The following is a 12,517-nucleotide window of genomic DNA, read 5'->3' on the forward strand; positions in this document are numbered from 1 at the left end:
CTCCTTTTCTCGTACGCGTGACCGGAGGCACCGGGGCTACCTTCGCGGCCCCGGTGCCTCCCCAGGTCGTAGCGCGGGCGCCGGGGCATGCCCGGGTGGTTGCTCCCGTCCGGTGAGTGGGGGCGCTTCCGGGTAAAAGTGTCGTACCCGCGGTCTAGTGTTCGGGCACCGGTTCGTTGTGGAGCCGGTTCGGGCGCCGGTTCCATGCCGGGGCCGGTCCGGGCACCGTGAGAGAGGAATCCCGCTGTGGCGAAGGTTGTCTCCACCCTGTTCATCTCGGCCGACGGTGTCGCCGAGATCGACCCTGCCTGGCACTTCGTCTACTTCGACGAGAACATGGGCCGGGCCGTCACCGAGGACTACGAGACCGCCGACGTGCTGCTGATCGGCCGCGAGACCTACGGCAGCTTCGCCGGGGCCTGGCCGGAGCGGGAGGCCGCCGGTGGTGAGGACGCGTCGTTCGCCAAGCAGCTCGGCGACATCCGCAAGATCGTGGTCACCCGGCAGTCGCCGGAGTTCACGTGGCGCAACTCCGAGGCGATCACCGGTGAGCTGACCGAGGCGGTCACCGCGCTCAAGGCCGACCCGGCGATCAAGGGCATCCTGGTGCCCGGCTCGATCTCGGTGGTGCAGCAGCTGCTCGCCGCCGGCCTGGTCGACGAGCTGCGCCTGCTGGTGCACCCGGTGGCGGCTCGCAAGGGGCGCAAGCTGTTCGACGAGGGCGACCGGGCCTACCACCTGACGGTGACGGCCACCGAGGTCTTCCCGACCGGCGTGATCCGGGTGATCTATGCGCCGGGTGAGGCGCCGGCCGCGGTCGGCTACGACGAGGTCCGCGACGCCGGCGACGTCCCGAAGGGCGAGTGACCGCTCCCGCCGCTGGGCGGGCGTCAGCCGGCTGGGTGTGTCCGTCGGCGGTGCTGGCGTGTCCGTCGGTGGTGCTGGGCGTGTCCTTCGGCGGTGCTGGGCGTGTCCTTCGGCGGTGCCGGCGGTCGTGTTCCGGGGGTGCGCCGGTGCCTGGCCTGCGGAGACGGTCGGGGCGGGTCCTACGATGGCGGTCGTGATGCTGGTCTTCTCGGCGCTGTACTGGGCGTTCATCGTGGTCACCTGCCCCTTCTTCTTCGTGGGCGCGGTGCTGGTCTGGCTGGTGACGCTGCCGTTCGACCGGCGGAGAGTGGCGCTCCACCTGTATTCGTCGGCGTGGGCGTCGTTCTATGTCCGCGTCAACCCGTTGTGGCGGCTGCGTATCAGCGGGCGGGAGCACCTGCCGTGGCAGGGGGCGGCGGTCCTGGTCGCCAATCACGCCTCGCTCATCGACATCCTCGTGCTGTTCGGGTTGTTCCGGCCGTACAAGTGGGTGTCCAAGCAAGAGATCTTCAAGGTTCCTGTGCTCGGCTGGAACATGCGGCTCAACGATTACGTGCCGTTGGTGCGCGGATCGGGGGAGTCGGTGCGGCGGATGATGGCGCACTGTGACCGGCTGTTGAAGGCCGGATCCCCGGTGATGATCTTTCCGGAGGGCCGTCGGACCGCTGACGGTTCGCTGCAGTCGTTCAAGAACGGGGCGTTCGAACTCGCGGTCCGCAACGGCGTTCCGGTCATTCCGATCGCCGTGCACGGGACCCGGCGCGCCCTGCCGAAACACGGTCTGGTGCTGCGTGAGCAGGTCGACGCCCGGGTGGAGGTGTTGCCCCCGCTGGTTCCCGGCGACTATGCCGGTGACGTGACCGCGCTGCGGGAAGCGGCCCGGGACGTGATCGCTGCGGCGCTCGCCGCGCGCTGAACAACGCGGCGCAAACAGGTCACATCGGACGGTTTTGTCATCGCCGTTGTGTATTAACCTGACGGTCATGTCGACCTGCTGACCGATATCTATCATCGCTCTCCGCGTTCATCGAAAGGCCTCCCAGCTCGCATGTGCATGGAGTGAGCAAAAGCGGCGAGACGGTAACGATGGATCTAGATTTGGCGGTTAGTGGTCAGAAGTAAATAATCTTGGGCGCCGGACCCCCACCCGATGGTGCTCCCGCGGGATGCCGGTCGATGCCCGGCGGACCGCTCAGTGTGGCCACCCAACTCGGGCTCATCCCTGAGAGGACCTCTAACGCATGCGCAAGTCGCTGATATCTCTGGCCGCAATCGGTCTGCTGGCCACGGCCACCATGACGGCCTGTGACAGCGGTTCGGACCCGAGCGACAACGGCGGATCGACCACCACCGGCAGCAGTGGTGGCGGGACGGGCGGTACCAACGGCATCGGCGTGGTGCTTCCCGACACGACCACGGACCGGTGGGCCACCGCCGACGCCAAGTACCTCAAGTCCGCGTTCGACGCCAAGAAGATCCCCAGCCGGATCGTCAACGCCGAGGGCGACCGTGAGCAGTTCAAGCGGCTGGCCGGTGAGCTCCTGGACAGCGGTGTGAAGGTTCTGATCATCGCCAACCTGGACTCGGCCAGCGGCAAGGCGGTCATCGACGACGCCAAGGCGCACAACGTCCCGGTGATCGACTACGACCGTCTGACGCTCAACGGTGGAGCCGACTACTACGTCAGCTTCGACAACGAGCTCGTCGGCAAGCTGCAGGCCCAGCACCTGAAGACGTGCCTGGGCAAGAAGAACGTGGAGAACCCGCTCGTCGCGGAGCTCAACGGTTCGCCGACGGACAACAACGCCACCCTGTTCAAGACCGGCTACGACTCGGTCCTCCAGCCCCTGTACGACAGCGCCACGTTCACCAAGGGGCCGGACCAGTGGGTGCCGGACTGGAAAGAGGACGAGGCACGGGAGATCTTCTCCCAGATGCTCGGGCAGTACCCGAACATCGACGGTGTCCTCTCCGCCAACGACGGCATCGCGAACGCCATCATCGAGGTGCTGAAGGCCAAGAAGCTCAACGGCAAGGTCCCGGTCACCGGGCAGGACGCGAGCCTCGACGCCCTCCAGCACATCCTGATGGGCGACCAGTGCATGACGGTGTTCAAGGAGACGAAGCTGGAGGCCGACGCGGCCGCCGAGCTGGCGATCGGCCTGTACAACGATGTCAAGCCGCAGATCGCCGGCAAGCTGAAGGACCCGGAGTCGGGTGCGTACGTCCCGTTCCGTCAGGTGGAGCCGAAGGCGATCACCATCGACAACATCGGCGACGTCGTCGCCAGCGGTGCGGTCGATGTCGCCGAGCTGTGCGACGGCAGCTACGCCGGCAAGTGCCGTAAGGCCAAGCTGATCGACTGATTCTCCGGTAGTGCAGCGGACGGGCCGGCGTCCGGGGATCAGCCCACTGATCCCCGGACGCCGGCCCGGCGGCGTTCCGGCGCGGCGGGGTGGGCGCGACGAATGCGGATCTTGGGTGGGATAGTGGGGGCATGAAGCTTGCGGAGGCGCTGGCGCTGCGTGCGGACGCGACACGACGGGCGGAACAGCTGCGGTCGCGGGTGACCGCGAACGCGCGGTATCAGGAGGGCGAGCCGCCCGCCGAGGACGCGGCCGCGCTGCTCGCCGAGGCTGACGCGGTGCTCGCCGATTTGGAGACGCTGATCCGGCGGATCAACCGGACCAACGCCGCCACCCGCCTCGAGGACGGCACCACGCTGACCGACGCGCTGGCCCGCCGGGACGTCCTGCGGATGCGGCACGCGACGGTGAGCTCCGCCGCGGACGCCGCAGCGGGGGACGGGCACCGGGCGTACCGGCAGCTGAGGTCCGAGCTCAAGATGATCGCGGCGTTGCCGGTGGCCGAACTGCGGGTCCGCGCCGACGACCTGGCCCGGCAGATCCGCGAGGTGGACACCCTCGTCCAGCGGAGCAACTGGGAGGTCGACCTGCTGGACTGACGAGGCGGAGTAGCGGGTAGTCGCCGTGGGGGCGCGCACCGACCCGAGAGCCGGCGGGCATTTCCGGCTCATGCTGGCGCGCCGGGGGCGGGCGCAGGGGTTCGACTCCCCGTCTGACAACGCATGCCCAGCACACCGCACAGGTGACGGCGCACAGTGCACATCTCACCACCTGGTGTGGACCCACGACGGCGAGGGCGGGCAAGGGGTGTACTCCGCCTCGTTCGTGACATCGACGTGACCAGGTGAACTTTCCGGGGGAGGGGTCGACCCGGGGGTGCATCGTCCCTAACGTTGGCGCGATGACGGCCAGTACGGTCGACGTCAGTGTCGACCCCGACGGCACCCTCGTGATCCACCCGTACGGCACGCTGGACGCGGAGGACGCGCTCGGCCTGAGCCGCACCCTGGTGCGGGCGATCCGGCACACCCGCCCGGCGCGCCTGGTCCTCGACCTTGCCGACGTGCGACGGCTGGACCCGATCAACCTGGGTGCGCTGGCCGCGGCGTGCCGGCTCGGCGACGACCACCAGGTGACCGTCCTGATCGACCATCCGCCGCGTGCCCTGGCCGATCGGCTGACCGCGGCCGGCGTGCCCCGGGAGCGACTCCTGCACGTCGGGTGCCGGGGCCCGGAGCGGATCGGCGATCATTCGACGATGACGACGATCCGGGAACGGTGCGGGGGCGACCTGGACGACTGCGTGGCGGCCCTGCGCGCGGTGCACGAGGCGGACGGGTATCCACTGAACTGGCCCGCCGACCCGCGCGGCTGGCTCACCCCACCGGGGCTGCTGACCGCCTGGGTGGCCGTTGGGGCGGGCGCGACGATCGGCGGGCACGTCGCGGTCGAACGGCGGGACAGCGGTGACATCGAGGTGTGCCGCCTGTTCGTCGTTCCCGCGGCTCGTCGTGGATCGGTCGGGCGGTCGCTGCTGGACCGGGTCAGGGAGTGGGCCGCGGCGCAGGGGCACCCGCTGACCCTCGTCGTCACTGATCAGAAGCGGTCGGCGGCGGTGGCGTTCTATGAGGCGACCGGCTGGCGGTACGAGGGGACCACCGACGCGGACTGGACCGGCCCGCTCGGCGAGCCGGTCCGGTTGCGCCATTACCGGGGCTGAGCGGCGTGGTGCGTACCCCCGCAATCAGAGGGGGGTGACGGTGAGCCCGGCCAGGGCCGCCGGACTGGAGGCCGCAGTGAGCCCGAGGATCTGACCGTTTTTGATCTCCATGGCGACGGCCACGCGCAGTTCGCCGCCGATGAAGACCGCGAAGCCCCAGGCGCCGTCGACGAGGGCCGGCACCGCGGCCTGCGCCTTTCCGGCGAAGTAGCGCGCGACCACCTCGGCACCGCGTCTCTCGCCCTGCGCGTCCAGCCGGGCGGCCTCGCCGGTGGCGCGCAGCACCACGTCCGGGTCGAGAAGCTCCAGCAGAGCACCGAGATCGCCGCCGCGGGAGGCGGACAGGAAGGCGTCGACGACCGCGCGGCCCCGCGGTTCGGTGGCGGCCGGCGCGGCCGCCCGGACCCGGCGCCGGGCGCGGCTGGCGAGCTGGCGGGAGGCCTGCGGGGTACGCCCGACCACCACCGCGATCTCGTCGAAGGACACCGCGAAGAGGTCGTGGAGCACGAAGGCGAGCCGTTCCGCCGGGGCGAGGGTGCCGAGAACGATCAGTAGCGCGGCCTCGACCTCATCGGCAAGGACCGACTCGACCGCGGACGGTGGATCGTTGATCTCGGACAGCGGCTGTTCGCGGCGGGTCGTGCGGGACCGCAGCATGTCCAGGCAGATCCGGCCGCAGACGGTGGTCAGCCAGGCGGGCAGGTTGTCGACCTCGCCGGCCCCGGCCCGGTCCAGGCGCAGCCAGGTCTCCTGCACCGCGTCGTCGGCCTCGGCCGCCGAGCCCAGCGTGCGGTACGCCAGGGCCCGCAGCCGGGGCCGGTTCTCCTCGAACCGGTCGGCCAGCCCGTCGCGCGTCGTGTCGCTCATCGCATCCTCCCGTGTGACCGCGGTCACTTCGGTCACATCCGTGCGGAACCGTTCGTCACCTGTTCGACGAGCACCACCGGACGGATGTGACAGGAGACGACCATGGAAGAACGACTCGGCTTCGACCGGCTTCCCGCGGATCTGACCAAGGCGATCGGCCTGCTCTACAAGTCGGCGCACTCGGCGGGCGTGCCGACGGCCGTCCTCGAGCTGGTGCACCTGCGGGCCAGTCAGATCAACGGGTGCAGCGCCTGCGTGGACTCCGGCGCACGGTCGATGCGCAACAACGGCGAGAGCGACGAACGCCTGTTCGCGGTGGCGGCGTGGCGGGAGACGCCGTACTTCACCGATGCGGAACGGGCCGCGCTGGCGCTCGCCGAGGCGGCCACCCGGCTGGCGGACCGGTCCGACCCGGTCCCGGACGACGTCTGGGCCGCGGCCGCGAAGCACTTCGGCGAGAAGGAGCTGGGGGCGATCGTGCTGTGGATCGCCACCACCAACTTCTTCAACCGGATCAACGCGACCACCCGGCAGATGGCTCCGAAGAACTGGGGCTGATCCGTTCGACGATCGCCAGGAAGCGCGCGGCGGCCGGCCCCAGCGGCCGGTCGGCGCGCCAGGCCAGGCCGACCATCCGTTCCGCGCCCGCCGTGGTCAACGGGATGCCGATCGTGCCGGAGGCGCCGGCGAACGGCTCCGGCACGATCGCCACCCCGAGACCGGCGCCGACCAGGCCCTCGATGGTGGCCAGGTCACCGATCTCGAAGGCGATCCGCGGTGTCACCGCGGCGGCGGCGAACAGGTCGTCGACCAGGGCGCGGAACCCGAAACCGGCCGGGATGGTGACGAAGTCCTCGCCGTCCAGGTCGGCCAGTCCGGCCCGGCGGCGGGCGGCCAGGCGGTGGCCGGGCGGCACGATCAGGACCAGGCTCTGCCGTTGCAGGCCGAGCCAGTCGTACGGGCCGTCCGGCCGGGGTGAGGTCAGCGCGAGTTCGGCGACCCCGGCCGCGACGTCGCGCAGGATCTCGTGAGCCGGTTCCTGGCGCAGTTCGATCCGCATCCGCGGGGCGTGCTGCCGGACGTCGTGCAGCAGCCGCGGCACCAGCGAGGTGGCCATCGAGTCGAGGAAGGCGAGCCGGACCGTCCCGGACTCCGGATCGAGCATCCCGGCCAGGTCACGCCGCAGCCGGTCGTAGCGTCCGGTGATCTCGCGGGCCGCCTCCAGCGCGACGTCGCCGAGCGGATTGGGGTGTACGCCCCGGGCGTCGCGTTCGAACAGGCGCGCGCCGAGTTCGGCCTCGACCCGGGCCAGCAGCCGGGACAGGGTGGGCTGGCTGACACCGAGGGCGGCGGACGCGTCGGTGACGTGGCGGTGCTCACCCAGGGCGAGCAGGCCACGGAGATCGTCGAGCAGCACGACCCGCATCATACGTCCGGCGTATCGGATTCATGAGAGACATGCATTGGACGCATGATCGGAACCGGGCGGACAGTGTGCCGGTGAGCACCTACCGCGCCGGTGAGCCCGGCTACCGCCGGGTGTCCGTGGCGCTGTTCGCCGCCGGCGTCGCCACGTTCGCCCTGCTCTACAGCACCCAGGCGCTGCTGCCGGAGTTGTCCGCGGCGTTCGGCGTCACGCCCGCACAGAGCGCGTGGTCGCTGTCGCTGGCCACCATCGGACTCGGGGTGGCACTGCTGATCACCGGGCCGTTGTCGGAGCGCTTCGGGCGTACCCGTCTGATCCATCTGTCCCTGGGGTTGTCGTCCCTGGTCGGCCTGGCCTGCGCCGTGGCGCCCGGCTGGCACATGCTGCTCGGGCTCCGGCTGCTGCAGGGGATCACGCTCGCCGGGCTGCCGGCCGTGGCCACCGCCTATCTGCGCGAGGAACTGCACGAGTCGACGCACGCGCGGGCGGCCGGGCTCTACATCGGCGGGACGGCGCTCGGCGGGATGACCGGGCGGCTGCTGACCGGAACGGTCGCCGAGGCCTTCCACTGGCGGTGGGCGCTCGCCGCAGTTGCCGGCGTCGGGCTGCTCTGCGCGATCGCCGTAGCCCTGCTGCTCCCGGCCTCGCGGCACTTCGTGCCCCGGCCCGGCCACGCGGTCAGCCGGCGGGCCCTGACCGATCCGGCCCTGCTGCGCCTGTACGCGATCGGCGCCTGCGCGATGGGCGCGTTCGTCGCCGTCTACAACGCGATGGCGTTCCGGCTGACCAGTGAACCGTTCCTGCTCGGGGCGGGCGCGGCCGGCGCGGTGTTCCTGGTCTACCCGATGGGGTCGATCAGCTCGGCACTCTCCGGGCGGCTCGCCGACCGGTACGGGCGCCGCGCCGTGATGCCGGTCGGCGCGGCGGTCTTCGCGGCCGGGCTGTTGCTCACCGTGCCGGACAACCTGCCGCTGACGGTGGTGGGGCTGGCCGTGATGACCGCCGGATTCTTCTGCGTGCACGGGGTGGCCAGCGGCTGGGTGCCGGTCCGCGCCCACGCGGGTGGGGTGCCGGCGGCGCAGGCGGCCTCGCTCTACCTGTTCGCGTACTACGCCGGCTCGTCGGTCTTCGGCAGTCTCGCCGGCACCGCCTGGACCCTCGGGGCGTGGCCCGCGGTGGTGGCGATGAGCGCGGTGTTCGTCGCGATCAGTGGCCTGTTGGCGACCGGTCTGCGCCGGATCCCCGTGCTGGCGGCGGTGCCCGATCCGCAGCCGGCCACCCGGTGAGCAGCGGGGCGTATCCCGTTTGCGTGCCGACGTTCGCCCGGTGGACGCCGGCACTGACGGTTGCCGATACTGTCTCGGCCCATGATCAAGCTTTTGTCGGGGTTGTTCCGGCTGTGGTCGGCCCTCGTCCGGCTCGCTTTCGGTGCGGTGTTCGTCCTGGTCGGTGCCTTCGTGTTCTGGCAGTTCGGGTGGCCGTCGGCGGTCGCGTTCACCCAGCCCGAGGCGGTCGTCACCGTCCTCGGCGACTGCTACGACTCCAGCACCATCGAGGGGGAGATGACCTGCGCCGCCACCTGGACCCTGGACGGCGCCGAGGTGACCGGCACGATCACCGGGACCGGGTTGTCCGACGGCACCAGGATCGCCGGGCGGGTGGACGGCGACGAGGCGCGGGTCGACCCGGCCCCGATGGATCTGCTGTTCGCCGTCGTGCCCCTGCTGTTCGTCTTCTTCGGGCTCAAGGTGATGTTCACCCGGGGCGGCCGGGTCCGGTCCGGAGACGGCGACGACTCCGACTCGGACGGCGGCGACGGCGGCGGTGACGGTGGTGGTGGCGGCGACTAGGTTCAGCTCACCGCGACGGTCAGCACCGCCGGATCCCCGTCGGCCCAGATGCCGCGGATCCGGCGGTTGGTGATCTTCCAGCCGTCGGCGGTGCGGCGCAGCGTGTCGTCGTAGTTGCCGCCCATCAGGAAGTGGCCGCCGGCGCGGACGTGCTGGGCGATGAAGGTCGCGTGAGTGGTCGCCGTGTCGCCGTCCACGGTCACCTCGACGTTGCCGACCAGGTGCTGGGTGGCGTCGAGCGTTCCGAGGAAGCCCCGCGCCGAGGCGAGGATGGCGTCGCGGTCCTCGGCGACGGCATTGGTGTAGTCGCCGCGAGCGTCAGGGGCGTAGCAGTCGGCGAGCAGGTCCCAGTCCCGGCTGTCCATCGCCCGGGCTGCCCGGTAGAGCACCGCGGTGACGTCGGCCTGGTCCGTATTGATCATCATGGCGGCGAGCCTAAAACGGTATCGGCCAGTTCCGCAACTATCCAGTACCGGAACTATCTAGTACTGTTGCCGGGTGACTGTGGGGCGCAAACGCGATGAGACACGGGACGCGGACATCCTGCGTGCTGTCCTCGACGTGCTGGTGGAGACGAGCTACGCCGAGTTGACCATCGAGATGGTGGCGGCCCGGGCCGGTGCCGGGCGAGGGACCATCTACCGGCGATGGGCCGGCAAAGACGAGCTCATCCTCGCCGCCATCGCCTGCACCGACCGCACCGACCTGGAGACCGGCCGGCTCCCCGACACCGGCGCCCTTCGCGGTGACCTGCTGGCCATGCTCGACCCGGACTGGCTCGGCAGCGGTGACCGCCGGATGCGGATCCTCGCCAGTGTGACCGCGATGATGAGCCGCAACCCGGATGTCTCCGCCGCTGTCAGCGCGGCGATCGTCGAACCGTCGGTGGACGCCTACCGGCACCTCATCCAGCGGGCCGTCGACCGCGGCGAGGCGGATCCCGCCGCGGACGTGGCCGCGATGGCCCAGGTGATCCCGGCGATGGCCAGCCATCGGGCGCTGGTCCTGCGGCAGCCGGTGGACCTGGCGTTCTTCACCACGATCATCGACGGGGTGGTGCTGCCGGCGCTCGCCAGGCGGAGCTGACCAGGGTTCACCGGCAGTCGCTCAACCGTGGGCGACGGCTGGGTCAGGGAGGCCGTGGGCGACGGCTCAGCGGGGACGGCCTGGTGGGGACGGGCGGGACGTCCTTTTCGCGTACCCGGAAAGGGGTTAAAGAGCTTTTCCGGGGTTGAGGATGTCGCCGGGATCGAAGAGGGCCTTGATCTGCCGCTGCAGGGCGTGCTGCGGGCCGCCGAGCTCCTTGCCCAGCCACGCCTGCTTCAGGACCCCGATGCCGTGCTCGGCGGTCACCGTGCCGCCCAGGTCCAGCGCCAGCCCGAAGATCTCGTCGGCCGCCCGCTGCGCGGCCTCGGGGACCGGCGCGTCGTGGCGGCCGGCGACGATGATCGGGTGGATGTTGCCGTCGCCCGCGTGGGCCAGGGTGCAGATCGGCACGTCATGGCGGGCGGCGATCTCCTCGATGGCGCGGACCGCGTCGGCCATCCGGGACCGCGGAACGGCGATGTCCTCGATCAGCGGCCGGCCCAGCCTCTCGATCGCGGGCAGCGCCTGACGGCGGGTCTCCAGCAGGGCGGTCGGGTCGGTGGTGCTGCGGATCGAGGTCGACCCGGGGGTCAGGGCGGCGAGCGCGCGGTCGGTCGAGGCGGTGCCGTCGTCGAGCTGGACGATCAGCAGGGCGTCGCCGTCGATCGGATGCCCGTGGGCGGCCAGCGCCCGCAGCGTGGCCCGGTCGAGCAGTTCGGCGAGGACCGGCTGGACGCGGGCCTCGGCGAGGGCGACCGAGGCGGCCACGGCGGTGGCGAAGTCGGGGTAGGCGGCGGCGATCGTGGCGCTCGGCGGCGGCAGCGGGCGCAGGCGCAGGGTGGCCCCGACCACCACGCCGAGGGTGCCCTCGGAGCCGACGAACAGTCCGGTCAGGTCGTACCCGGCGACGCCTTTCAGGGTGGCCCGTCCGGTGCTGATCAGGGTGCCGTCGGCGAGGACCACGTCCAGTCCGAGGACCGAGTCGCGGGTCATGCCGTACTTGGCGCAGCGCAGACCGCCCGCGTTGGTGGCGATGTTGCCGCCGATCGTGGACAGTTCCAGGCTGGCCGGGTCGGGGGCGTAGCGCAGCCCGTGTCCGGCGGCGGCCCGGTCCAGGTCGGCGGTGATCACGCCGGGTTCGACGACGGCCACCCCGTCGGCGGGGCGGATGTCGACGATCCGGTTCATCCCGGACAGGTCCAGCACGATCGTGCCGGACCCCGCGGTGGTCGCCCCGGTCAGGGCGGTTCCGGCGCCGCGGGGCACCACGGGGGTACGCGACGCCGACGCCCCCTGCAGCACCCGTTGCACCTGCTCGACGCTGGTGGGCAGGACCACCGCCGACGGGCTGCCCTCGGGTTCCCAGCCGGACCGGTCCAGTCGCCGGGTCGCGAGGAAGGCCGGGTCGGTGCGGTAGTCGACGTCGAGTCCGGCCAGCCAGTCGACGGTCACGGCTGAGCGCCCGTGGCCACCGGGCGGGACGGGTCGTTGGACCACGCCGACCAGGATCCCGGGTAGAGCGCGGCGTCGATGCCCGCGACGGCGAGCGCGGCGATCTGGTGTGCCGCGGTCACCCCCGATCCGCAGTAGACGCCGACCGCCCCCTGCACCCCGTCGAACCGGTCGCCCAGTTCCTCCGCGGTCTTGAACAGCGGCACCCCGGCCCGCAGGTTCTCCCCGGTGGGCAGGTTCACCGCGCCGGGGATGTGCCCGGCCCGCGGATCGACCGGCTCGACCTCGCCGCGGTAGCGTTCGCCCGCCCGGGCGTCGAGCAGAGTGCCACCGTTGCCGGGCAGGGCCGCGGCCTCGTCGGCGGTCAGGGTCGGCAGGTGACCCGCGACCAGCACCACGTCGCCCGCGGGCCGGTCCGCGGCGATGCCGGTCTCCTCGGTGTGCCGCGCGGCCCGCCAGGCGGCGAGACCGCCGTCCAGGATCCGCACGTCCGGAACCCCGGCCCAGCGCAGCAGCCACCAGGCGCGGGACGCGGCGAGCCCACCGCTGTTGTCGTAGACCACCACGCCGCCCTCGCGGGTGATGCCCCAGCGGTGGGCGGCCTCCTGCAGCCGGGGGAGGGGCGGCAGCGGGTGCCGCCCCGCGGCGGGGTCGTCGGTGTGGGCGGCGAGTTCGGTGTCCAGGTCCACGTAGACCGCGCCGGGAATGTGTCCCTCCCGGTAGTGCAGTTCGCCGTCCGGGTCGCCGAGTGCCCAGCGGACGTCGAGCAGCACCGGCGCCCGTCCGCCGGCGATCCTCTGCTGCAGCGAGGCGACGTCGATGAGGACCGGCGGCCGGGCCGGGGCGAGGCCGGGCAGGGTCTGTGCCAGGTCGGCGTCGTCCA

The 12,517-nt window shown here is 71.5% G+C and carries 14 protein-coding genes; 9 read left to right on the forward strand and 5 right to left on the reverse strand.

Annotation, left to right across the window (positions count from 1 at the left end; translation table 11 throughout):
- Window positions 1-246: 246 nt before the first annotated feature.
- The 5 genes from WH85_RS21125 to WH85_RS53035 all read left to right on the forward strand — a co-directional run bounded on the left by WH85_RS21125 (window position 247) and on the right by WH85_RS53035 (window position 4,953).
- A complete protein-coding gene (locus WH85_RS21125) occupies window positions 247-867 on the forward strand; it encodes a dihydrofolate reductase family protein (protein WP_045743666.1) in 621 nt (206 codons plus the stop codon).
- Window positions 868-1,063: 196 nt separating this feature from the next.
- Window positions 1,064-1,783 carry a lysophospholipid acyltransferase family protein gene (locus WH85_RS21130; protein ID WP_245674037.1) on the forward strand — a complete coding sequence of 240 codons (720 nt, stop codon included), beginning with the start codon at window positions 1,064-1,066 and terminating at the stop codon, window positions 1,781-1,783.
- Between the two features lie 325 nt (window positions 1,784-2,108).
- A complete protein-coding gene (locus WH85_RS21135) occupies window positions 2,109-3,233 on the forward strand; it encodes a sugar ABC transporter substrate-binding protein (RefSeq protein ID WP_045743667.1) in 1,125 nt (374 codons plus the stop codon).
- Window positions 3,234-3,364: 131 nt separating this feature from the next.
- On the forward strand, window positions 3,365-3,832 hold the full coding sequence (locus tag WH85_RS21140) for a DIP1984 family protein (protein ID WP_045743668.1): 468 nt from the start codon (window positions 3,365-3,367) through the stop codon (window positions 3,830-3,832).
- A gap of 302 nt (window positions 3,833-4,134) precedes the next feature.
- Window positions 4,135-4,953 (forward strand): GNAT family N-acetyltransferase, encoded by an 819-nt coding sequence (locus WH85_RS53035; protein WP_245674032.1) that lies wholly within the window; start codon window positions 4,135-4,137, stop codon window positions 4,951-4,953.
- 24 nt (window positions 4,954-4,977) lie between these two features.
- Here the strand turns inward: WH85_RS53035 and WH85_RS21155 are convergent, their stop codons facing one another.
- Window positions 4,978-5,820: a sigma-70 family RNA polymerase sigma factor gene (locus WH85_RS21155; RefSeq protein WP_045743750.1), complete on the reverse strand. Its 843-nt coding sequence runs from the start codon at window positions 5,818-5,820 to the stop codon at window positions 4,978-4,980.
- A 102-nt stretch (window positions 5,821-5,922) separates the two neighbouring features.
- On the opposite strand from WH85_RS21155, the gene WH85_RS21160 reads away from it, so the two are divergent.
- Window positions 5,923-6,378 carry a carboxymuconolactone decarboxylase family protein gene (locus WH85_RS21160; protein ID WP_045743669.1) on the forward strand — a complete coding sequence of 152 codons (456 nt, stop codon included), beginning with the start codon at window positions 5,923-5,925 and terminating at the stop codon, window positions 6,376-6,378.
- On the opposite strand, the gene WH85_RS21165 is transcribed toward WH85_RS21160, so the two are convergent.
- Window positions 6,335-7,237, reverse strand: a complete 903-nt coding sequence (locus WH85_RS21165; protein ID WP_045743751.1) for a LysR family transcriptional regulator — start codon at window positions 7,235-7,237, stop codon at window positions 6,335-6,337. The genes WH85_RS21160 and WH85_RS21165 overlap by 44 nt on opposite strands.
- Before the next feature lie 83 nt (window positions 7,238-7,320).
- On the opposite strand from WH85_RS21165, the gene WH85_RS21170 reads away from it, so the two are divergent.
- Window positions 7,321-8,532 (forward strand): MFS transporter, encoded by a 1,212-nt coding sequence (locus WH85_RS21170; RefSeq protein ID WP_052720602.1) that lies wholly within the window; start codon window positions 7,321-7,323, stop codon window positions 8,530-8,532.
- Window positions 8,533-8,613: 81 nt separating this feature from the next.
- The gene (locus WH85_RS21175) at window positions 8,614-9,096 is read left to right on the forward strand and encodes a hypothetical protein (protein WP_157411134.1); all 483 of its coding nucleotides are present in this window, start codon (window positions 8,614-8,616) and stop codon (window positions 9,094-9,096) included.
- A gap of 2 nt (window positions 9,097-9,098) precedes the next feature.
- On the opposite strand, the gene WH85_RS21180 is transcribed toward WH85_RS21175, so the two are convergent.
- A complete protein-coding gene (locus WH85_RS21180; protein WP_045743672.1) occupies window positions 9,099-9,521 on the reverse strand; it encodes a nuclear transport factor 2 family protein in 423 nt (140 codons plus the stop codon).
- Between the two features lie 73 nt (window positions 9,522-9,594).
- Here WH85_RS21180 and WH85_RS21185 point away from each other — a divergent pair, with 73 nt between their 5' ends.
- Window positions 9,595-10,182: a TetR/AcrR family transcriptional regulator gene (locus tag WH85_RS21185; protein ID WP_045743673.1), complete on the forward strand. Its 588-nt coding sequence runs from the start codon at window positions 9,595-9,597 to the stop codon at window positions 10,180-10,182.
- Between the two features lie 126 nt (window positions 10,183-10,308).
- On the opposite strand, the gene WH85_RS21190 is transcribed toward WH85_RS21185, so the two are convergent.
- Entirely contained in the window at window positions 10,309-11,634 is a 1,326-nt protein-coding gene (locus WH85_RS21190) for an FAD-binding oxidoreductase (RefSeq protein ID WP_052720604.1), read from the reverse strand.
- Entirely contained in the window at window positions 11,631-12,491 is an 861-nt protein-coding gene (locus WH85_RS54160) for a sulfurtransferase (RefSeq protein ID WP_425394658.1), read from the reverse strand. Before WH85_RS54160 ends, WH85_RS21190 begins: the two co-directional genes overlap by 4 nt.
- Window positions 12,492-12,517 lie beyond the last annotated feature (26 nt).

Source organism: Actinoplanes rectilineatus (assembly GCF_000962825.1).
In the GTDB taxonomy this organism is placed as follows: domain Bacteria; phylum Actinomycetota; class Actinomycetes; order Mycobacteriales; family Micromonosporaceae; genus Actinoplanes; species Actinoplanes rectilineatus.